At 47.1% G+C, this 21,970-nt stretch carries 22 protein-coding genes; 9 read left to right on the top strand and 13 right to left on the bottom strand.

What is annotated here, in order from left to right; all coding sequences use genetic code 11:
• Positions 1 to 114: 114 nt before the first annotated feature.
• Positions 115 to 1,071, top strand: coding sequence for a LysR family transcriptional regulator (locus PS053_RS21625; protein WP_000679979.1), 957 nt, complete (start codon positions 115 to 117; stop codon positions 1,069 to 1,071).
• 48 nt (positions 1,072 to 1,119) lie between these two features.
• On the opposite strand, the gene pgl is transcribed toward PS053_RS21625, so the two are convergent.
• Entirely contained in the window at positions 1,120 to 2,115 is a 996-nt protein-coding gene (gene pgl / locus PS053_RS21620) for a 6-phosphogluconolactonase (protein ID WP_256879091.1), read from the bottom strand.
• Positions 2,116 to 2,269: 154 nt separating this feature from the next.
• Here pgl and ybhA point away from each other — a divergent pair, with 154 nt between their 5' ends.
• Positions 2,270 to 3,088, top strand: a complete 819-nt coding sequence (gene ybhA, locus PS053_RS21615; RefSeq protein ID WP_025237343.1) for a bifunctional pyridoxal phosphate/fructose-1,6-bisphosphate phosphatase — start codon at positions 2,270 to 2,272, stop codon at positions 3,086 to 3,088.
• On the opposite strand, the gene modC is transcribed toward ybhA, so the two are convergent.
• From modC to acrZ, 4 genes are all read right to left on the bottom strand, one after another.
• Positions 3,089 to 4,147, bottom strand: coding sequence for a molybdenum ABC transporter ATP-binding protein ModC (gene modC / locus PS053_RS21610; RefSeq protein WP_000891703.1), 1,059 nt, complete (start codon positions 4,145 to 4,147; stop codon positions 3,089 to 3,091).
• A 2-nt stretch (positions 4,148 to 4,149) separates the two neighbouring features.
• Entirely contained in the window at positions 4,150 to 4,839 is a 690-nt protein-coding gene (modB, locus tag PS053_RS21605) for a molybdate ABC transporter permease subunit (RefSeq protein WP_000604028.1), read from the bottom strand.
• Positions 4,839 to 5,612 (bottom strand): molybdate ABC transporter substrate-binding protein, encoded by a 774-nt coding sequence (modA, locus tag PS053_RS21600; protein WP_000113009.1) that lies wholly within the window; start codon positions 5,610 to 5,612, stop codon positions 4,839 to 4,841. The genes modB and modA overlap by 1 nt, the downstream gene beginning before the upstream one ends.
• A 166-nt stretch (positions 5,613 to 5,778) precedes the next feature.
• A complete protein-coding gene (gene acrZ, locus PS053_RS21595; RefSeq protein WP_000891515.1) occupies positions 5,779 to 5,928 on the bottom strand; it encodes a multidrug efflux pump accessory protein AcrZ in 150 nt (49 codons plus the stop codon).
• A 128-nt stretch (positions 5,929 to 6,056) separates the two neighbouring features.
• On the opposite strand from acrZ, the gene modE reads away from it, so the two are divergent.
• The 6 genes from modE to galM all read left to right on the top strand — a co-directional run bounded on the left by modE (position 6,057) and on the right by galM (position 12,903).
• The gene (gene modE / locus PS053_RS21590; RefSeq protein ID WP_001147453.1) at positions 6,057 to 6,845 is read left to right on the top strand and encodes a molybdenum-dependent transcriptional regulator; all 789 of its coding nucleotides are present in this window, start codon (positions 6,057 to 6,059) and stop codon (positions 6,843 to 6,845) included.
• A gap of 67 nt (positions 6,846 to 6,912) precedes the next feature.
• A complete protein-coding gene (gene modF / locus PS053_RS21585; RefSeq protein ID WP_000096828.1) occupies positions 6,913 to 8,385 on the top strand; it encodes a molybdate ABC transporter ATP-binding protein ModF in 1,473 nt (490 codons plus the stop codon).
• Positions 8,386 to 8,644: 259 nt separating this feature from the next.
• Positions 8,645 to 9,661, top strand: coding sequence for a UDP-glucose 4-epimerase GalE (galE, locus tag PS053_RS21580; RefSeq protein ID WP_001265429.1), 1,017 nt, complete (start codon positions 8,645 to 8,647; stop codon positions 9,659 to 9,661).
• A gap of 9 nt (positions 9,662 to 9,670) precedes the next feature.
• Positions 9,671 to 10,717, top strand: coding sequence for a galactose-1-phosphate uridylyltransferase (gene galT, locus PS053_RS21575; RefSeq protein ID WP_000191534.1), 1,047 nt, complete (start codon positions 9,671 to 9,673; stop codon positions 10,715 to 10,717).
• Positions 10,718 to 10,720: 3 nt separating this feature from the next.
• Positions 10,721 to 11,869, top strand: coding sequence for a galactokinase (galK, locus tag PS053_RS21570; RefSeq protein ID WP_000053404.1), 1,149 nt, complete (start codon positions 10,721 to 10,723; stop codon positions 11,867 to 11,869).
• Positions 11,863 to 12,903, top strand: coding sequence for a galactose-1-epimerase (galM, locus tag PS053_RS21565; RefSeq protein WP_000931385.1), 1,041 nt, complete (start codon positions 11,863 to 11,865; stop codon positions 12,901 to 12,903). The genes galK and galM overlap by 7 nt, the downstream gene beginning before the upstream one ends.
• A 218-nt stretch (positions 12,904 to 13,121) precedes the next feature.
• On the opposite strand, the gene PS053_RS21560 is transcribed toward galM, so the two are convergent.
• The 7 genes from PS053_RS21560 to PS053_RS21530 form a co-directional block, all read right to left on the bottom strand.
• Complete coding sequence (locus tag PS053_RS21560; RefSeq protein ID WP_107192153.1) at positions 13,122 to 13,580, bottom strand: DUF3592 domain-containing protein; 459 nt, start codon at positions 13,578 to 13,580, stop codon at positions 13,122 to 13,124.
• Positions 13,581 to 13,584: 4 nt separating this feature from the next.
• Positions 13,585 to 14,172 carry a hypothetical protein gene (locus PS053_RS21555; RefSeq protein ID WP_000564892.1) on the bottom strand — a complete coding sequence of 196 codons (588 nt, stop codon included), beginning with the start codon at positions 14,170 to 14,172 and terminating at the stop codon, positions 13,585 to 13,587.
• Between the two features lie 449 nt (positions 14,173 to 14,621).
• A complete protein-coding gene (gene chbG, locus PS053_RS21550) occupies positions 14,622 to 15,380 on the bottom strand; it encodes a chitin disaccharide deacetylase (protein ID WP_044710173.1) in 759 nt (252 codons plus the stop codon).
• Positions 15,381 to 15,391: 11 nt separating this feature from the next.
• On the bottom strand, positions 15,392 to 16,735 hold the full coding sequence (locus PS053_RS21545; protein WP_256879092.1) for a 6-phospho-beta-glucosidase: 1,344 nt from the start codon (positions 16,733 to 16,735) through the stop codon (positions 15,392 to 15,394).
• A 61-nt stretch (positions 16,736 to 16,796) separates the two neighbouring features.
• Entirely contained in the window at positions 16,797 to 17,612 is an 816-nt protein-coding gene (gene chbR, locus PS053_RS21540) for a transcriptional regulator ChbR (protein WP_000406937.1), read from the bottom strand.
• 79 nt (positions 17,613 to 17,691) lie between these two features.
• On the bottom strand, positions 17,692 to 19,050 hold the full coding sequence (gene chbC / locus PS053_RS21535; protein WP_044716445.1) for a PTS N,N'-diacetylchitobiose transporter subunit IIC: 1,359 nt from the start codon (positions 19,048 to 19,050) through the stop codon (positions 17,692 to 17,694).
• A gap of 68 nt (positions 19,051 to 19,118) precedes the next feature.
• Positions 19,119 to 19,433 carry a PTS sugar transporter subunit IIB gene (locus PS053_RS21530; protein ID WP_001035187.1) on the bottom strand — a complete coding sequence of 105 codons (315 nt, stop codon included), beginning with the start codon at positions 19,431 to 19,433 and terminating at the stop codon, positions 19,119 to 19,121.
• A 477-nt stretch (positions 19,434 to 19,910) separates the two neighbouring features.
• Here PS053_RS21530 and gpmA point away from each other — a divergent pair, with 477 nt between their 5' ends.
• The gene (gene gpmA, locus PS053_RS21525; protein WP_001295305.1) at positions 19,911 to 20,663 is read left to right on the top strand and encodes a 2,3-diphosphoglycerate-dependent phosphoglycerate mutase; all 753 of its coding nucleotides are present in this window, start codon (positions 19,911 to 19,913) and stop codon (positions 20,661 to 20,663) included.
• A 166-nt stretch (positions 20,664 to 20,829) separates the two neighbouring features.
• Here the strand turns inward: gpmA and aroG are convergent, their stop codons facing one another.
• A complete protein-coding gene (aroG, locus tag PS053_RS21520; RefSeq protein WP_001109221.1) occupies positions 20,830 to 21,882 on the bottom strand; it encodes a 3-deoxy-7-phosphoheptulonate synthase AroG in 1,053 nt (350 codons plus the stop codon).
• Between the last annotated feature and the right edge of the window lie 88 nt (positions 21,883 to 21,970).

The raw sequence follows: 21,970 nt of genomic DNA, 5'->3' as shown, positions 1-21,970 counted from the left end.
ACGATTAATAACATTTTTTCATTAATTTAATTTGGCAAATTGCGGTTAAAATTTTTAATCCTCATTAGATACGTGAACCACTAAAAATCATAACGCCCATTTACCGGAGTAATAATGAAGCATGAATTATCAAGTATGAAGGCATTCGTCACTCTGGCAGAATCCACTTCATTTAACAATGCCGCTAAATTGCTTAATATTACGCAACCTGCATTAACACGCAGAATAAAAAAGATGGAGCAGGATTTACATATTCAGCTCTTTGAACGTACAACTCGCAAGGTTACGTTAACAAAAGCAGGAAAAATGTTACTCCCGGAAGCAAGGGAATTAATAAAAAAGTTTGATGAGACACTTTTTAATATTCGAGATATGAATGTTTATCGTCGCGGTATAGTGACATTAGCCTGTATTCCGACTGCCGTGTTTTACTTCCTGCCGTTGGCAATCGGAAAATTTAATGAGCTATATCCCAATATTAAAGTGCGAATTCTGGAACAAGGCACGAATAATTGCATGGAGTCGGTGCTGTGTAACGAATCTGACTTTGGTATAAACATGAACAACATCACAAATTCATCCATTGATTTCACTCCTCTGGTCAACGAACCGTTTGTGCTGGCCTGCCGACGCGATCATCCTTTGGCCAAAAAGCAACTGGTGGAATGGCAAGAACTGGTGGGCTACAAAATGATTGGCGTGCGCTCCTCCAGCGGCAACCGACTATTAATAGAACAAAAGCTGGCTGACAAGCCCTGGAAACTGGACTGGTTTTATGAAGTGCGTCATTTATCGACATCATTAGGACTGGTGGAGGCAGGACTGGGGATTTCGGCGTTGCCGGGCCTGGCAATGCCTCATGCGCCCTATTCTTCTATTATTGGTATCCCACTGGTAGAACCGGTTATTCGTCGGACATTGGGGATCATTCGCCGCAAAGATGCCGTACTGTCTCCGGCAGCAGAACGCTTTTTTGCTTTGCTGATTAATCTGTGGACTGACGATAAAGACAATCTGTGGACCAATATCGTCGAACGCCAGAAACACGCTTTACAGGAGATGGGGGAATAATCCCGGAGCGGAAAACGCCGTTCCGGGAAATTATGCGCAGGTCAGCGGTTAATGTGCGTTAATCACCACCCACATCGGCCCCTGCCCGACCGCATAGCGACCTTTTTCATGCAACAATCCCTGTTCGCCGACAATTTCGTATACCGCAATGTGGTGTGATTTCTGCCCAGCGGCAATCAGATACTTACCACTGTGATCAACATTAAAACCACGCGGCTGAGTTTCCGTTGGCTGGAAGCCTTCTTTGCTCAACAAGCAGCCATCTTCCGAAACACTGAAGACGGTAATCAGGCTGGCGGTACGGTCACAGGCATATAAATGACGACCATCAGGGGTGATATGAATATCAGCCGCCCAGCGGGTATCAGAGAAGCTTTCAGGCATCATATCCAGCGTCTGTACACACTCAATATTGCCGTGCGGATCTTTCAGTTCCCAGACATCCACCGAACTGTTTAACTCATTGACGCAATATGCGTATTGCCCGTTTGGATGGAATACCATATGGCGCGGTCCAGCCCCTTCGACGGTAGCCACTTCTGCCGGTTCCTGCGCCACCAGATGCCCATCATCGCTGACGGTAAACAGGCAAATGCGATCCTGCTTTAATGCCGGAACCCACAACGTGCGGTTATCTGGAGAAATATTGGCGGAATGGCAACCATCCAGTCCCTCAACGACATCAACGACGCCCACCGGCAGGCCATCCTCCAGACGCGTTACGCTTACATTGCCCGCATTGTAAGAGCCGACAAAAACAAATTGGCCTTGATGGTCGGTAGAAATATGCGTCGGGCTACCAGGCAACGCAGACTCCGCGGCGAATGTCAGTGCGCCATCGTCCGGCGCAATACGATACGCCAGAACGCGAAACTCCGGGCGCACGCCAACGTAGAGGAAACGTTTATCCGGGCTGACCACCATCGGCTGTACCTGCCCCGGCACATCGACAACCTGTGTCAGCGTCAATGCGCCTTCATGATTCAGGTTCCAGACGTGAATTTGTTGGCTCTCAGGACTGGCGATATAAACTGTTTGCTTCATGAATGCTCCTTTGCATTTAGCAACTGGCTATAACAGCTAAAATTAGTCGCTTTTGGCGGTGAATGCTGAATTAAAACGCAGAATTTTGTCCAATAGTGGTATCGGTGTACCATTCGTCCAGACGAAAATTCTTAACCTTAATCTGGAAAACGCCATGACCACACGCGTGATTGCTCTCGACTTAGACGGCACCCTCTTGACTCCAAAAAAGACCTTGCTTCCCTCATCAATAGAAGCCCTTGCCCGCGCTCGCGAAGCAGGCTATCAATTGATTATCGTCACGGGTCGCCATCACGTCGCTATTCATCCTTTTTATCAGGCACTGGCGCTGGATACACCTGCTATTTGCTGTAATGGCACTTATTTGTATGATTATCATGCAAAAACCGTGCTGGAAGCGGACCCAATGCCCGTCAACAAGGCCTTACAACTTATTGAGATGCTGAATGAGTACCATATTCACGGTCTGATGTATGTGGATGACGCGATGGTTTACGAGCATCCGACCGGGCATGTTATTCGCACCTCTAACTGGGCGCAGACGTTACCGCCAGAACAGCGCCCAACGTTTACTCAGGTTGCCTCTCTGTCCGAAACGGCGCAACACGTTAATGCGATATGGAAATTCGCTCTGACGCACGATGACCTACCGCAATTGCAGCATTTTGGTAAGCATGTTGAACATGAACTTGGCCTTGAGTGTGAATGGTCCTGGCACGATCAGGTCGATATTGCTCGCGGCGGCAACAGTAAAGGTAAACGTTTGACGAAATGGATTGAGGCGCAAGGCTGGTCAATGGAGAACGTAGTCGCGTTCGGCGATAATTTTAATGATATCAGTATGCTGGAAGCCGCGGGTACAGGCGTTGCGATGGGCAACGCCGATGACGCGGTAAAAGCGCGCGCCGACATTGTGATTGGTGATAACACCACCGACAGCATTGCCCAGTTCATTTATAGTCACCTGATTTAATCAGGCGGTTATCGACACACTTTTAATTTGCGCGTATAGCCACAGGTCAGGTTTGATTGCCAGTTCATCCCTGGCCCACGGGCTTATTCGCGCCCACAGCGTTTTACCGCCGACTTCCAGCTCCACTTCTACCTGACCATTATCATCATAGCTATTAATGACTTTTGCGCGCAAAACGTTACGGATACTGGTCTGTTGCGGCGGCTGGAGTACCAGAGAAACATCGGAAGCCTGAATGCGGATGCGTAGCGCAGCTTGCAGCGGTTCGTCGAGCTTATTGACCCACAAATGCTGATCGCCCAGCGCCAGCGCGGTCATTGCGTAATGTGGATGATGCTCCAGTACTGTCACTTTCAGAATGCTGCTTTGCTGCTCTTTTGGTAGCCACGGATTCATTACGCTACTGCCCCACACTTCTTCCAGCGGGCCAAACGCTTTTACCTGACCGTTTTCCAGCACCATAACCCTGTCCGCCAGATGGAGAATTTCATCCAGCGAATGGCTGACATAGAGCATCGGAATATTGATTTCCCGTGTCAAACGCTGCAAATAAGGCAGCAATTCGCGTTTTCGAGGAATATCCAACGAAGCCAGTGGTTCATCCAGCAACAGTAATTCCGGTGCCGTCAGCAATGCCCGGCCAATCGCCACACGCTGTTTTTCGCCCCCGGAAAGACTGCCCGGTAAACGGTCAAGTAACGGCTCTATGCCCAAAAGCGCCACCAGCTTATCGAACTGACTAACCATGCTTTTCGCCATGCCATAGCGCAGATTGCCACGTACTTTGTAATGCGGAAACAGTCGCGCATCCTGAAAAACATAGCCAACACGGCGTTTTTCCGGCGTCAGGCAGATGCCTTTTTCTGCGTCATTTAATACCCGACCATTAAGGACAATCCGCCCCTTTTGCGGACGAGTCAGCCCGCTGATGGCGTTAATCAGAGAAGTTTTTCCAGCCCCGGACACCCCAAATATAGCGGTGATCCCGTTAGCGGGTAACGTTTCATTAAGCGTCAGGCAATGGTTGCCCAACGTCTGGGAAAAATTCAATTCCAGCATGATTATCGTCCCGCCCGTTCACGGCTGATTCTTGCCAGCCATTCCGAAATCAACAGGGAGATCATCGCCAGCGCAATAGAGATAATGCATAGCCTCGCCGCACCGCTTTCCCCACCCGGGGTCTGGATAAGGGTATACATAGCAGAAGGAATGGTACGCGTTTCACCAGGAATGTTTGAAACAAAGGTAATTGTTGCGCCAAATTCGCCAAGAGAGCGAGCGAAAGCCAATACTGTACCGACGATAATTCCCGGTAACGTCAGCGGTAGCGTAATGGTGAAGAAGACTCGCCAGCGCCCGGCCCCCAGCGTTCTTGCAGCCTGTTCCAGTTTGACATCAACGCCTTCCAGCGCCAGACGAATCGCCCGCACCATCAACGGAAAGGACATAACTGCGGCTGCGAGAACCGCACCGCGCCAGCTAAACGCGAAGGTAATGCCAAACCAGTCATAAAGACGTTCGCCGATAAATCCACGCCGTCCCATGGAAACCAACAGCAAATAGCCGACAACCACTGGCGGCAATACCAGTGGTAAATGCAGCACGCTGTCGAGCAGAGCTTTGCCTGGAAACGAGCAACGCACCAGTAGCCAGGCAAAAAAGATCCCAAACGGCAGGCTAAACAGCACAGCCAGGGAAGAAACTTTCAGGCTTAGTAAAACCGCCTGCCATTCTGGATCGGTCAGTATCATTACTTAGTTGTAAATCCGTAACGTTTAAAGATTTCCGCAGCCTGCGGCCCCTTCAGATAATCGTAAAATGCTTTCACTGTCGCGTTATTATGACCTTCCACAACAGCCACCGGATATTCCACTTTTTTATGGGAATCTTCCGGGAAGGTCGCAACGACTTTAACCCCTTTGCTGGCCACCGCGTCAGAACCATAAACAATGCCCAACGGCGCTTCGTTACGTTCTACTAACGCCAGCGCCCCGCGCACATCTTCCGCCGGAGCCAGTTTTGGAGAGAGCGTATCCCATGCGCCCAGCTTTTGCAGCGCTTCTTTCGCATAAATACCGGCCGGAACATGTTCCGGGTCGCCAACAGCCAGACGACCGCCATTCAGTAGAGAGGTCCAGTTAGTTTTGTTATCGATGGTGAAATCTTTCTGCGCACTGGTTTTCGGGGCCACCACAACAAGACTATTGCCGAGTAATGTCTGGCGCGTGGTCGTATCGATCCCTTTCTTATCGACTGCATAATCCATCCATTTCTGATCGGCAGAAATGAACAGATCTGCAGGTGCACCCGCCTCAATCTGACGGGCCAGAGTAGAAGAAGAGGCGAAAGAAGAAACCACATCCACGCCCTTCTCTTTCTTATATTGCGTGGCAATATCCTGCATCGCATTAGTCAGTGACGCCGCCGCAAAAACTGTAATTTTACCTTCGTCCGCCAACGCGTTGCCAGCGACAGTGAAAGAAAGCGCCGCCCCGGCAAACAGGTTCAACCATTTACGAGCCATTTGTAACCCCTTTATTTAACGTTATGTAGGTGCCAATATAACGGCAAGTTCGGAATTTTCCCAGTAGTTATTACTCACCTTTGTGAGGTAGAGAGGAAAAAATATCGGCAGGAAAAGCAGGAGGTTGATAAAAAGAAAACGCCCGACTCAGCGGGCATTCATGGAATCAATGATTCTGTCCAGGCTGGTCTTTTTTACCAACACCTGAAAAGATGTTGAAAACTTCACCAAGACCGTAAATCAAACCCAGGATGATGGCCATCACGACAGGTACCATGATTACGGCGAATACCAGACTTTTTAATAACTCTAACATGGTCAACTCCAGATATAGTCCTGTGACTATTCTAACCGCTAAGCACAGAAAAGCACTCCCCTTTTGTGCGGTCAGCTTTGCGTAGCGTTCATTTTCCGTCACAATAAGACTTTTGCCAGGACATAGTTATGCAGGCCGAAATTCTTCTCACCCTTAAGCTTCAACAAAAACTGTTTGCCGACCCGCGCCGCATCTCGCTACTAAAACACATTGCGCTTTCTGGTTCTATCAGCCAGGGGGCGAAAGATGCCGGTATCAGCTATAAAAGCGCGTGGGATGCCATTAACGAGATGAATCAGTTAAGTGAGCATACGCTGGTTGAACGCGCAACGGGCGGAAAAGGCGGCGGCGGTGCGGTCTTGACCCGTTATGGTCAGCGGCTGATCCAGCTTTACGATCTGCTCGCCCAGATCCAACAAAAAGCCTTTGATGTCTTAAGTGATGATGACGCCCTGCCCCTCAATAGCCTGCTGGCGGCTATCTCTCGTTTTTCACTGCAAACCAGCGCCCGTAACCAGTGGTTCGGCACTATCACCGCCCGCGATCATGATGATGTTCAACAACATGTTGATGTATTGCTGGCCGATGGTAAAACGCGCCTGAAAGTCGCGATTACCGCACAAAGCGGCGCACGCCTGGGGCTGGATGAAGGCAAAGAAGTATTGGTTCTGTTGAAGGCGCCGTGGGTGAGCATTACTCAGAATGACGCCGTAGCTCAGGGAGCCGACAACCAGTTACCGGGTATTATCAGTCATATTGAACGCGGTGCGGAACAGTGTGAAGTATTGATGACGCTGCCAGACGGGCAAACGCTGTGCGCCACGGTGCCGGTAAATGAAGCAGCTTCTTTTGAGCAAGGACAAAATGTTACTGCTTACTTTAACGCCGACAGCGTGATTATCGCTACACTGTGCTAAGTGTGTTGACAATTTGTTATTAAAAACGTATCCCTGTCAGTAATCGCTGCAAAAAATGGGATATAAAATGTCATCGTTGCAAATTTTGCAAGGCACGTTTCGTCTTGGCGACACAAAAACGCTGCAATTGCATCAGCTAATGTTAAACGCGGGTGATAGTTGGGCGTTTGTCGGTTCGAATGGAAGCGGGAAGTCGGCGCTGGCCCGGGCGCTGGCGGGTGAACTTCCGCTTTTGAAAGGCGAACGGCAAAGCCTGTTTTCTCATATTACTCGCCTTTCTTTCGAGCAATTGCAAAAACTCATCAGCGACGAATGGCAGCGGAATAATACCGATATGTTGGGCCCTGACGAAGATGACACCGGGCGTACCACAGCCGAGATTATTCAGGATACCGTTAAGGATGCTGAGCGTTGCAGGCAACTGGCGCAGCAATTCGGTATTACCTCCCTTCTCAACCGACGCTTCAAATACCTTTCTACTGGCGAGACGCGCAAAGCCCTTTTGTGCCAGGCACTGATGTCTGCTCCTGATTTATTGATTCTTGATGAACCGTTCGATGGCCTTGACGTAGCCTCACGTCAGCAACTGGCAGAATTACTCGCTTCATTACATCAGGCAGGGCTCACTCTGGTGCTGGTACTCAATCGCTTCGATGAGATCCCGGAATTTGTCCAGTTTGCGGGCGTACTGGTGGATTGCACATTAACAGAAATCGGTGCTAAAGAAGGTCTGCTCCAGCAGGCGCTTATCGCGCAACTGGCGCACAGCGAGCAACTTGATGGTGTGCAACTGCCGGAATCGGATGAGCCATCAGCGCGCCACGGCTTACCCGCCAGCGAACCGCGCATTGTGCTAAACAACGGCGTGGTTTCTTATAATGATCGCCCCATCCTTAACAACCTTAGCTGGCAGGTGAATCCCGGCGAACACTGGCAAATTGTCGGGCCAAATGGCGCGGGAAAATCGACGTTATTAAGCTTGATTACTGGCGACCATCCGCAAGGTTACAGCAACGATTTGACGCTTTTCGGACGACGTCGCGGCAGTGGCGAAACCATCTGGGATATCAAAAAACATATCGGTTATGTCAGCAGCAATCTACATCTGGATTATCGGGTCAGCACGACTGTGCGCAACGTGATCCTTTCCGGTTATTTTGATTCTATTGGCATTTATCAGGCCGTTTCGGATCGCCAGCAAAAGCTAGTGCAGCAGTGGCTGGACATTCTCGGCATTAATAAACGCACCGCAGACGCACCTTTCCATAGTCTTTCCTGGGGGCAGCAACGTCTGGCGCTGATCGTCCGCGCACTGGTGAAGCATCCGACTTTGCTTATTCTCGATGAACCATTGCAGGGGCTTGATCCGCTCAATCGCCAGCTTATCCGCCGTTTTGTTGATGTGCTGATTAGCGAAGGTGAAACGCAGTTGTTGTTCGTTTCTCACCATGCCGAAGATGCGCCAGCCTGCATCACCCATCGACTGGAGTTCGTGCCGAACGGCGACCACTATCGCTACGCGCTGACAAAAATAAATTGAGTCGATAATGCTGTCTGCCGGATGCGGCGTAAGCGCCTTATCCGGTCTACGGTTCGATGCTTGTAGACAGGAAAAGGTGTCTTTTTTTCAGATAAAAAGCGCAATCATTCATAACCCCTCTGTTTTATAATCGTTTATTCGCGCATAAAACAAGACAAAACTCTTGTGTAAACGATTCCACTAATTTATTCCATGTCACACTTTTCGCATCTTTGTTATGCTATGGTTATTTCATACCATAAGCCTAATGGAGCGAATTATGAGAGTTCTGGTTACCGGTGGTAGCGGTTACATTGGAAGTCATACCTGTGTGCAATTACTGCAAAATGGTCATGATGTCATCATTCTTGATAATCTCTGTAACAGTAAGCGCAGCGTACTGCCTGTTATCGAGCGTTTAGGCGGCAAGCATCCGACATTTGTTGAAGGTGATATCCGTAACGAAGCGTTGATGACCGAGATCCTGCACGATCATGCCATCGACGCAGTGATCCACTTTGCCGGGCTGAAAGCCGTTGGCGAGTCGGTACAAAAACCGCTGGAGTATTACGACAACAACGTCAACGGTACTCTGTGCCTGATTAGCGCCATGCGCGCCGCTAACGTCAAAAACTTTATTTTCAGCTCCTCCGCCACCGTTTATGGCGATCAGCCCCAAATTCCTTACGTTGAGAGCTTCCCTACCGGCACGCCGCAAAGCCCATATGGCAAAAGCAAGCTGATGGTAGAACAGATCCTCACTGACTTACAAAAAGCGCAACCAGACTGGAGCATTGCCCTGCTGCGCTACTTTAACCCGGTTGGCGCGCATCCGTCGGGCGATATGGGCGAAGATCCGCAAGGCATTCCGAATAACCTGATGCCGTACATTGCCCAGGTTGCCGTAGGCCGCCGCGAATCTCTGGCTATTTTTGGTAACGATTATCCGACCGAAGATGGCACTGGCGTGCGCGATTACATCCATGTAATGGATTTGGCGGACGGTCATGTTGTAGCGATGGAAAAACTGGCGAACAAGCCTGGCGTACACATCTACAACCTCGGTGCAGGCGTAGGCAGCAGCGTACTGGATGTGGTTAACGCCTTCAGCAAAGCGTGCGGCAAACCGGTTAACTATCATTTTGCACCGCGTCGTGCGGGCGATCTCCCTGCCTACTGGGCAGATGCCAGCAAAGCCGCTCGCGAACTGAACTGGCGCGTCACGCGCACACTCGATGAAATGGCGCAGGACACCTGGCACTGGCAGTCACGCCATCCACAGGGATATCCCGATTAAGGAACGACCATGACGCAATTTAATCCCGTTGATCATCCACACCGCCGCTATAACCCGCTCACCGGGCAATGGATTCTGGTTTCACCGCATCGCGCTAAGCGCCCCTGGCAGGGGGCGCAGGAAACGCCAGCCAAACAGGTGTTGCCTGCGCACGATCCAGATTGCTTCCTTTGCGCGGGTAATGTGCGGGTCACGGGCGATAAAAACCCCAATTACACAGGGACTTATGTTTTTACCAATGACTTTGCGGCACTGATGTCCGACACGCCGGACGCCCCGGAAAGCAACGATCCGCTGATGCGTTGCCAGAGCGCACGCGGCACCAGCCGGGTGATCTGCTTTTCACCGGATCACAGTAAAACGCTGCCGGAACTCAGCGTTGCGGCATTGACGGAAATCGTCAAAACCTGGCAGGAGCAAACCGCAGAGCTGGGAAAAACCTATCCGTGGGTGCAGGTGTTTGAAAACAAAGGTGCGGCAATGGGTTGCTCTAACCCACATCCGCATGGTCAGGTTTGGGCAAACAGTTTCCTGCCTAACGAAGCCGAACGTGAAGACCGCCTGCAAAGAGAATATTTCGCAGCACAACAATCCCCGATGCTGGTGGATTATGTCCAGCGTGAACTGGCAGACGGTAGCCGCACCGTTGTTGAAACAGAACACTGGTTAGCCGTTGTACCTTATTGGGCAGCCTGGCCGTTTGAAACATTGCTGTTACCGAAAACCCACGTTCTGAGGATCACCGATTTGACCGACGCCCAGCGTAGCGATCTAGCGCTGGCGTTGAAAAAGCTGACCAGTCGTTATGACAACCTCTTCCAGTGCTCTTTCCCCTACTCCATGGGCTGGCACGGCGCGCCGTTTAATGGTGAAGAGAACCAACACTGGCAGTTGCACGCGCACTTTTACCCGCCTTTGCTGCGCTCCGCCACCGTACGTAAATTTATGGTCGGCTATGAAATGCTGGCAGAAACCCAGCGTGACCTGACGGCAGAACAGGCAGCAGAGCGTTTGCGCGCAGTCAGCGATATCCATTTTCGCGAATCCGGAGTGTAAGAAATGAGTCTGAAAGAAAAAACACAATCTCTGTTTGCCAACGCATTTGGCTACCCTGCCACTCACACCATTCAGGCGCCTGGGCGCGTGAATCTTATTGGTGAACACACCGACTACAACGACGGTTTCGTTCTGCCCTGCGCAATTGATTATCAAACTGTCATTAGCTGTGCACCACGAGATGACCGTAAAGTTCGCGTGATGGCGGCTGATTATGAAAATCAGATTGATGAGTTCTCCCTTGATGCGCCCATCGTCGCTCATGAAAACTATCAATGGGCTAATTACGTCCGTGGCGTGGTGAAACACCTGCAACTACGTAACAACAATTTCGGCGGCGTGGATATGGTGATCGGCGGCAATGTGCCGCAGGGCGCCGGATTAAGCTCTTCCGCTTCGCTGGAAGTGGCGGTCGGAACCGTATTGCAGCAGCTTTATCATCTGCCGCTGGACGGTGCCCAAATTGCGCTTAACGGTCAGGAAGCAGAAAACCAGTTTGTTGGTTGTAACTGTGGGATCATGGATCAGCTAATTTCCGCGCTGGGCAAGAAAGATCATGCCTTGTTGATCGATTGCCGCTCACTGGGCACCAAAGCCGTTTCTATGCCGAAAGGTGTGGCGGTAGTTATCATCAACAGTAACTTCAAACGTACCCTGGTTGGCAGTGAATATAATACTCGTCGTGAACAGTGCGAAACCGGCGCACATTTCTTCCAGCGACCAGCCCTGCGCGATGTCACTATTGAAGAATTCAACGCTGTAGCGCATGAACTGGATCTCATCGTGGCCAAACGCGTACGTCATGTTCTGACGGAAAATGCTCGCACCGTTGAGGCTGCCAGCGCGCTGGAGAAAGGCGACCTGAAACGTATGGGTGAGTTGATGGCGGAATCTCATGCCTCTATGCGCGATGATTTCGAAATCACCGTGCCGCAAATTGACACTCTGGTGGAAATTGTCAAAACGGTAATTGGCGACAAAGGCGGCGTGCGCATGACCGGCGGCGGATTTGGCGGCTGTATCGTCGCGCTGATCCCGGAAGAGCTGGTGCCTGCCGTACAGCAAGCTGTCGCTGAGCAATACGAAGCAAAAACAGGTATTAAAGAGACTTTTTACGTTTGTAAACCATCACAAGGAGCAGGACAGTGCTGAACGAAACTCCCGCACTGGCACCCGATGGTCAGCCGTACCGACTGTTAACTTTGCGTAACAACGCAGGGATGGTAGTCACGCTGATGGACTGGGGTGCGACTTTACTTTCAGCCCGTATTCCGCTTTCCGATGGCAGCGTCCGCGAGGCGCTGCTCGGCTGCGCCAGCCCGGAATGCTATCAGGATCAGGCCGCATTTCTGGGGGCCTCTATTGGTCGTTATGCCAACCGTATCGCCAATAGCCGCTACACCTTTGACGGCGAAACCGTGACGCTTTCGCCAGGTCAGGGCGCTAACCAGCTGCACGGCGGCCCGGAAGGCTTCGACAAACGTCGCTGGCAGATTGTGAACCAGAACGATCGTCAGGTGCTGTTTGCCCTGAGTTCAGATGATGGCGATCAGGGCTTTCCGGGTAATCTCGGCGCGACGGTACAATATCGTCTGACCGACGATAACCGTATCTCCATTACTTATCGCGCCACCGTTGATAAACCTTGCCCGGTGAATATGACTAATCACGTCTATTTCAACCTCGACGGCAAGCAGTCTGACGTGCGTAATCACAAGTTGCAGATTCTGGCGGACGAATATCTACCGGTAGATGAAGGCGGTATCCCGCACGACGGCCTGAAATCTGTCGCCGGAACGTCTTTTGATTTCCGCAGTGCAAAAATCATCGCCAGCGAGTTTCTTGCCGACGACGATCAGCGCAAAGTGAAAGGTTACGATCACGCATTCTTGTTGCAGGCCAAAGGCGATGGCAAGAAAGTGGCGGCGCATGTCTGGTCAGCAGATGAAAAATTGCAACTGAAGGTCTACACCACCGCACCTGCCCTGCAATTTTATTCCGGCAACTTCCTCGGCGGTACACCGTCGCGGGGAATCGAACCTTACGCCGACTGGCAAGGCCTGGCGCTGGAAAGCGAATTTCTGCCGGACAGCCCAAACCATCCTGAATGGCCGCAACCAGACTGCTTCTTACGCCCAGGCGAAGAGTATTCCAGCCTGACGGAATATCAGTTTATTGCTGAATAATGCTGTTATATAAAGCGCCCCAATTAACGTCACGGGGCGCTTTTATGGTTTTAGCGTCTGGGATAAATGGCACGATTTTTATCGAGTTACATGCCATTTGACGTAACGAAAACGTATAAATAGCAAACACACGTGTTTTGTTATTTCCTGCATATACAAAATAAATCAGGCGTGTAATTAACTAAAATAATGCTATAAGAATCGGCGGTTCAATTACTCTAACTATTTTTATCTGCTGCAGGCCACTCTCTGAAGATGTGAGCGCATATGCTCCATATGAAAAGGGCTATACTAATAGTCCATTCGTCAATATGATGCCCATCCCCCATATTTACATCATTATTATCCAGTTTGATAACTTTAGCATGTTCAGGTCTCTCGCGATCATATACAACAGTAATCGCCGAATGGTAAGCATAATCAGTACCACTTGCGGTAAGAGATATGACATGACTATTACCTTGCTCATCCGTATAACGAGCCTTAGCCCGATAATCATCGCGTTTTGGCAGTCTATGAGAAACACGCTCACGCTCAAAGATAACGCCAGACACGATGGCTCCATTATTAATCAATCCATCGCTATATTGATATTCCTGATATCCCCCTATAGCGAATAATATTATTGCCAAAATAAAGCATAATCTCCGAATAACAGGATGAAATATTATCGACACAATGTTACCTTCGAATATATGAGAGAAGTAAAGAAATATCTTTTAATAGATTTCCACCCTGATTTTTCTTTCCAAACGGAGAGTCAATAGTAAGTTGTAATATTCCGCCCCACATTAATAAAACAAGAGAATAAATTAATAACGTTGAATTAAATTTATCAATTTTTATTATCTTATTATCAAGACTAGTAATTCGCCATTGTTCAGGATCATTACGATCATACACAATGACAGCATGATTAAAGTAAGCATAATCCGTTTTCTGGAATGGAAGAGCAATAGTATGTCGCCGTTGTTGATTATCCAGATAACTAAGGTTTGCACAATATCCTGTATTAACAGGGCCTCGAAGTGTTTTATCGATACAGACATGGCGATCAATAATAGTTCCCTGAACCCTAACACCTCGGTGAGTTATGCCATATTCATAATGAAAAAAGACACATCCTCCAATAATAAATAAAATAACAGCACCAGAAAAACAAATGACTCGCATCATTTTTATATAGCGAAAAGAGAATAAACCAAAAGCAATAACTGAAGGCAGTATGACGCAAATAAAAACAATAAAGGACACTAAAAAATCGATCATCGTCACGCCTTTTTTAATTGTCGACTATCAACCCGATTTGAGTATTTTTTGTCTTGTTTACGGACAGGTTACCATTTTCACCTGAGAAGCTGGTAATAAATATTCCTCACTAAACTGTAAATCTGGAGGTTTTCTGAGTTTTATCAAAAAAAATAAATTGCGATTTAATTTATCTCATTCAGTACACGACTGAAAAAATGCAAACAATTCATCATGAAAATAAGTCAAGGTTTCTTTACCGATAATTCCATAAAAGCAAAATAGCCATAATGATATAGAATTATCACTCCTACCTTTTGCAGTAAACAGATCGATGTGCGTAACCATAAGTTGAAAACTTTAGACGATGAGTATCTGTCAATAACTGAAAATGGAACTCTTCATGGCAGGCTGAAATCAGTTTATTGCTAAATAAACGCTGCGCCTCCTCTACAGAGGCGCTTATTTCGTTAAATATCGTTAAAAGCCCCCAGCCGATATCCTCTTTCAGCAATTTCCCAACGTAAGGCTTCAGCCGTCAAAATCTCGTGCTCCACCAGTCTTTCGAAACAGTATGCACTCTGCTGTACGATCCGATCGACAAATCCGGGATGACACATCAGCTCGAACGTCTCTTCACCACGCTCTGCAGATTCGTCAAGCAGATGAAGAAATTTCGCTTGTGAGGCATTATCGGCATAAAAATGCGAAGAAAACCCCTCCGTTGAGATAACATTTTCTCGGGTAATTCCTTGCGGCGCAGCGGCCTCTGGATCGAAGCGTACAGGCAGTCCTTTTTGTTGGGCGAATTGAGAAACGACATGCCAAACCTGAGGAATAAAATGAACGTGGTGATGGCTATCAATATGTGTAGGAGCACGATCAAATAACGCTATAAACTTTTGATATTGCGCTTCTAATTCATTTTCCACTTCCTGTTCTGCAAGGAGGCCATCACGGGCGGCATCCCATACCCATTTACCCAGTTTCCCGTCCCGTTGCAGCGATGTCATCATTGTCAGAGGATTACCGTAACTCAAAACAAAGTGCAACCCGATCGCCAGTGAAGGAACATCAACACACACCTGCGCAGCATGTTCAATCGCATCCGCTGTCATCATTGCAGTAGTGGAGGTCACCACTCCACGGCGGTGAGCATCGATGATGCCGTAATTTATCCCCGGACTTAGGCCGAAATCATCCGCATTTATAATCAACACTCGTTGCATAACTCCCCCCATTATCCTTTTAACTGTGCTATCGCATCGGCAAATTGCGGTAGATAACGCTGGTGCGCCAATAACAGTTCTTTGACCAATATTTCAGCGTCATCATCTGAATTCACCAGCGGGTTCAAATTCAGCGCCAGGATGGCATCATCCAGCTTTCCGCTCAGTGCGGCTTGTGCTGCTGCTCTTTCAAACGTTTTGATGGTATGAATTAAACCAAGAACTTTTTCATCAAAGTGGTGAATTCGTGGATGAGGTACGGCACCATTTCGCCCCAGAATACAGGTCACTTCTATAGCCCAGTCTGCGGGAATATTTTCTATAACCCCATGATGGGGAACATTAACATAATGTTCAGTTTGCTGATCGTTGTAAATCGCATTTATTACTCCGCATGCGGCATCAGAATACCAGGCGCCGCCTCGCTCATTGAGTTCTTCCGGCTTATTTGCCAAATGGGGGTCTTTATAAAGTTCAAAAAGTTTCTTTTCCAGCCGCTGGACGATCTTCGCTCTCACACCGTCTTTATAAAACTCACCCTGCTCAATCGCTAGCATTTCTTTATGTTTAAAATAATACAACAAATAAGAACACGGTAATAATTTTAAACCACGCAGAAATGCACTATTAAATGGTAAACTAAATATATTTTTGACAGTACTGCTCGTTATTTTATTTGCAGTTAATCTATCAAGAACTTCATCAAAACGGGAATGCCCATTCACCCATACATCTTTAATAAAAACAAGATGATTTAGTCCAAATAAATCAACTGAAATTTCGTTATCTTCAGGTATTGCAAGTAGATCGCGAATATACATTTTCATGCCAATTGGCACATTGCATACCCCAATAAAACGTTTAAATTGCGTATGCTGATAAACTGCTTCGGTAAGCATTCCTGCTGGATTAGTAAAATTCACCACCCACGCCTGCGGGCAAATTTCTTCAATGTCTTTAATAATATCTAAGATCACTGGAATGGTGCGTAATCCTTTAAACAACCCACCTGCACCATTTGTTTCTTGCCCCAGATAGCCATGTGACAAAGGAATTTGTTCATCAAGTTCACGCGCTTTTAGCTGACCAACGCGCAATTGTGTTGTCACAAAATCAGCATCACGCAGTGCCTGGCGACGATCTAACGTTTTATAAATAGTCATCGGTACACCAGCTTTAGCAACCATTCGTTGGCATAGCTGGTAGATGATATCAAGTTTTTCTTTACCCTCATCAACATCAACTAACCACAGCTCTGAAACTGGCAATTCAGAATAACGCTTGATAAAACCTTCGAGCAACTCTGGTGTATAACTACTACCACCACCGATAGTCACTATTTTTAACTTTTTCATATTCTCTCCACTAATTTAGAATCACTATCTGAAACCACAACAGATAACTAACAGGAAATATTCAACTCATTTTCCCGGCATGACGACGATAATAACCAGGAGTAAACGTCGTTGCTTTTTTGAAATTTGTAATAAATAACCCCGGACTATTAAATCCAGCATCATAGGCAATATCAGCCACCGAGAAATTGGTTGTTTCCAGTTGTTTCTTACAAAAATTTATTCGTATATCATTAATAATCTGTCCTGGCGTTTTACCATAGTAGCGCCGGGTTGCACGAGTTAAGTATGACTGTGTTTTACCTGATAATATCACCATATTGCGCAAAGCATCTTCTGCAAACAATGTCTTGTTGTGCATCTCTTTTACTAGTTGAGTTAACCAACGAGGGATATCAGCATCCTGTATTTCATTATGATTATGCTGTAAATGATTAACTATATAGAAAGTTAACAGTTTATTAAATTCACTTATGCTATTTTCATTATTATTTAAGGAAAACACTGTTGATTCAATAAATGCTAAAAAGTCATGATGTATGTGATATCGTTGCGAAGCCACAAAATGTGAAGGTAAATATTTTACATAGTGCTCATTAAAATAATGCCGATTTACTCCCATATTTAATATCCTCGTTACTCCAGAATCATAAAATGTTTGATGGTATGAACCAATGGGGATAAATATAAAATCGCCTCGTTCCAGAGAAACTCTTTTGCCATTAATTTCCTGAGAGCACCGCCCTGTTAATACAATGACAAATTCATAGTACTCGTGTTGATGTAATCCGCTGACACTTTCTGTCTTATCAAGAATAAACATGTAAAAATCACGACCATTAAGAAACTGGTTTTCATGTACCGTTGTAATCTCCATGCGCAATCCTTACGGTGAAATGGCCCGACTGGTTAAAGCAACGTTCCGCCTGTGTCGGAGCGTTGCTAATATTGCAAGATTAAAACTTTAACGCTGCTGCAATATCCTCTTCACTTTCCTCTTCTTCAATTTCATGCTGTGCTTTGTTAGCAATAACAACAAACGGTAAATAAATTAAAGTCGCTACTGCCAGGTTGAATAGCGCCATAATTAATGCCGCGACGCTGCCATTAGAGTTAAAAAAAGCGCCTAATCCTGGTGGCATTGTCCAGGGAGCAAAGTTGGTTGATGGGGGAATCAACCCCAAAGAATACGCAATTAAAGTCAGGGCTGCGAGAATAGGTTGGATCAAAACGAATGGGATCATCAAGATCGGATTCATAATAATTGGGAGACCGAATAAGATCGGCTCGTTAATTTCAAATAATCCTGATGGTAATGCCAGTTTCGCAACCTGACGGTAGTCGGCCCGGCGTGAAGCAATAAAAATTGCAATAATTAACCCCAGAGTCGCACCAGTGCCGCCAAGGTAGACATATGACTCCATCATTGGCCCCGTCCAGAAATGAAATGTTTTCCCTGCCGCCAGTGCCGCCTCAACCGAACCATACTGGGTATAAATGTCCATATTCTCCATTCCCCACGGCGCCATTATTCCGCTATTTAATGCAGTCAGCGCCAGGCCACCGTGAACCCCAAAGAACCAGAGTAACGTATTCAAAATGACATATGCCCAACCGACAACACCACCTAAAGAGGCGAGTGGCGTGGATATACTATTCATAATCAACTGGTGGAAATGCGTACCCAACAGAGATAATCCCCAGGATATCAGGCCTGCAATCAATAGAATAATAAAGCCCGGAATCAAGGCGCTAAATGAACGGGACACCGATGAAGGGACGCTCGCCGGTAAGGTGATAATCCATTTTCTGCGCATTACAAAGGTGAAAATCTCTGCAACTGCGAGTCCAATAATAATACCAGAAATAATATTGGTGCCGCCCAACCAGTTAGTGCCGATAGCCGCAACATTATTGACGCTGAATGGAGTAACTGTCATGAATGCTGCAATTGAAAGTAAACCGGCGGCGATAGGATCAACCTTGCGCTCTTCAGCCAATGCCATCCCAATAAAGAATGGTGTCAATAGAGACATTATGCCGAGCGTACCGTTATACACGCTGTTGCCAGTAGTCTTTAAACCGTCGAGAGTTGCTATGGTTCCGGCATCCAGACGAACGCCCAGTGACCAGAAAAAAGAACCTTCACCAAAATTTAAAAACACATTATTGATCAGGACAAATAACGCTCCTACAAGCGTTAATGGTAGTAGTCGAATAAATCCATTTTTTATTGCATTTACATGTACCTGCTTACCTAATTTTACCGCGAAGGGTAAAATTATTCTTTCCAGCGAATTTATGGCGCTGTTCATTTTTGATCACCCTTTAAAATGAGTTCATCGTGATGCTATATGAAATGAAATTACTCTTTGACGAAAAATTAAATTAATGATTTTTTAATAATAGCAACTGCAAATTTTAATACAGCTAAACCATCAATCTTGCCATACAATTGACTATCAATGACTTCTACTGGTTTATTGGGTAATAATTTTTGAATATCTTCACGCAAATAGGCAATTTGCGGTCCAGGCAAAATGACATCAGCCTCCGGTCCTTTCGCTACTGCGAAAGTTTCAGAAAATGCCTCAATGTATACGGGCACCTGATATTTTTCAGCCTGCTGCCGCATTTTTGAAACCAGCAATGATGTTGACATACCGGCTGAACAAAACAGATAAATTTTTTTATTCATTTCCTTCCCCTTTCATTCCTTTAATCAGGCGTTATTGCTTACCGTCCTCAATACATAGGTGATATGTCTCAATTACTGCTAGCTTACCTGTTAACCTGAAAAGCCGGTAATAGATAAGTGTCATAAATTACGTTTAATTGACCTTTAAATATGATTGCTTTCACATTTCCATCAATTAGATGATTCACATGACGGAATTAAATTATTTATAACGTGAATTTATTTTTAATAAAAATACGTAGTAGCTATATGTCTGAATGGTACAAAAGAGTTAGTCACCCCTTTACATTCTTTCTGCGGCCGTAGCACTTTTTCCGCCAGATGCTCAAGTCCACACCAAAATGCAATCATTTGTTTACAGTTGACTTACATTGAATCACCATTTTCGCTATTGTTATACCTAAGCATTGCCGTGTGTGGCTATCGGCAATATAATGAGAATTATTATCATTAAAAAATGGTTTGAGGAGTAAGTATATGGCTGTAACTAAGCTGGTTCTGGTTCGTCACGGCGAAAGTCAGTGGAACAAAGAAAACCGCTTTACTGGTTGGTATGATGTAGATCTGTCTGAGAAAGGCGTAAGCGAAGCAAAAGCAGCAGGCAAACTGCTGAAAGAGGAAGGTTACAGCTTTGACTTTGCTTACACCTCCGTCCTGAAACGTGCAATCCATACTCTGTGGAACGTACTGGACGAACTGGATCAGGCATGGCTGCCCGTTGAGAAATCCTGGAAACTCAACGAACGTCATTACGGTGCGTTGCAGGGGCTGAACAAAGCGGAAACCGCAGAAAAATATGGCGACGAGCAGGTGAAACAATGGCGTCGTGGTTTTGCGGTGACTCCGCCGGAACTGACTAAAGATGATGAACGTTACCCGGGACACGATCCGCGTTATGCTAAGTTGAGCGAGAAAGAGTTACCGCTGACTGAAAGCCTGGCGTTGACTATTGACCGGGTGATTCCTTACTGGAATGAAACTATTCTCCCGCGCATGAAGAGCGGAGAGCGCGTGATCATCGCTGCCCATGGTAACTCTCTGCGTGCGCTAGTGAAATATCTCGATAACATGAGCGAAGAAGAGATTCTTGAGTTGAATATTCCGACTGGCGTACCGCTGGTTTATGAATTCGACGAGAACTTCAAACCACTGAAACGTTACTACCTGGGTAATGCTGACGAAATCGCGGCAAAAGCTGCGGCAGTAGCCAACCAGGGTAAAGCGAAGTAAGCGTAGCCGTTGTTTCAAATGATAAAGCCGACTGAAAGTAAGTCGGCTTTTTTATTTTTCATCGCTAACAATAAAGCACATTGCCTGATGCGACGCTACGCGTCTTATCAGGCCTACGGTGATTCACCAGATAAGCCACTCTGGTGGCGCATCCGAAAATTAAACCTTATCCACGACGTGCTTTTACGGCATTCGCCAGTGAACGTAACAGAGCATCGGTATCTTCCCAGCCAATGCAGGCATCGGTGATGCTCTTGCCATAGGCCAGCGGCTCACCGCTTTCCAGGCTCTGATTGCCTTCCACCAGATGGCTTTCAACCATCACGCCAATAATGGCTTTTTCGCCACCGGCAATCTGCTGGCAAACATCGGCGCAAACATCCATCTGTTTTTTAAACTGTTTGGACGAGTTAGCGTGGCTGAAATCGATCATCACCTGCGCCGGCAACCCTGCTTTGTTCAACCCTTCTTTCACTTCTGCAACGTGTTTCGCACTGTAGTTGGGCTCTTTCCCGCCACGCAGTATGATATGGCAATCGCCATTACCGCTGGTATTCACAATCGCCGAATGACCCCATTTGGTCACAGACAGGAAGCAGTGCGGCGCACCTGCAGCGTTAATCGCATCGATAGCCACTTTTATCGTACCATCAGTACCATTTTTGAATCCGACCGGACAAGAAAGGCCCGAAGCAAGTTCGCGGTGAACTTGCGATTCTGTTGTACGTGCGCCAATTGCGCCCCAACTCATCAGGTCCGCGAGATACTGCGGGGTAATCATATCGAGAAATTCCCCCGCTGCTGGCAGGCCGCTATCGTTAATATCAAGCAGCAATTTACGAGCAATGCGTAAACCGTCGTTGATCTGGAAACTGTTATCCATATGCGGATCGTTAATCAGCCCTTTCCAGCCCACTGTGGTGCGCGGCTTTTCAAAATAGACGCGCATAACAATTTCCAGCTCATCTTTCAGCTCTTCACGCAGCGCCAGCAAGCGAGTTGCGTACTCTTTAGCCGCGACGGGGTCATGAATAGAACACGGACCAATCACCACTAACAGGCGATCATCGTTACCTTTCAGGATCTTATGGATCGCCTTACGGGCATGAGCAACTGTAGTGGCAGCATTTTCGGTAGCGGGGAATTTTTCCAGTAATGCGACAGGAGGAAGTAACTCTTTGATCTCTTTGATGCGTAAATCGTCGTTCTGATAATTCATGTCTGTTCCAGAGTTGCCATACTTATTTTGGTGAATGCAATCCTTCCAATCTATATCTTCCGTCAGAATGTGTAAACGGGGTCTTACA

It is taken from the genome of Escherichia albertii (assembly GCF_028622335.1).
GTDB classification, from domain to species: Bacteria; Pseudomonadota; Gammaproteobacteria; order Enterobacterales; family Enterobacteriaceae; genus Escherichia; species Escherichia albertii.
Note: the sequence above shows the minus strand (reverse complement) of the source record. Positions and strands in the feature narration are given on the sequence as shown.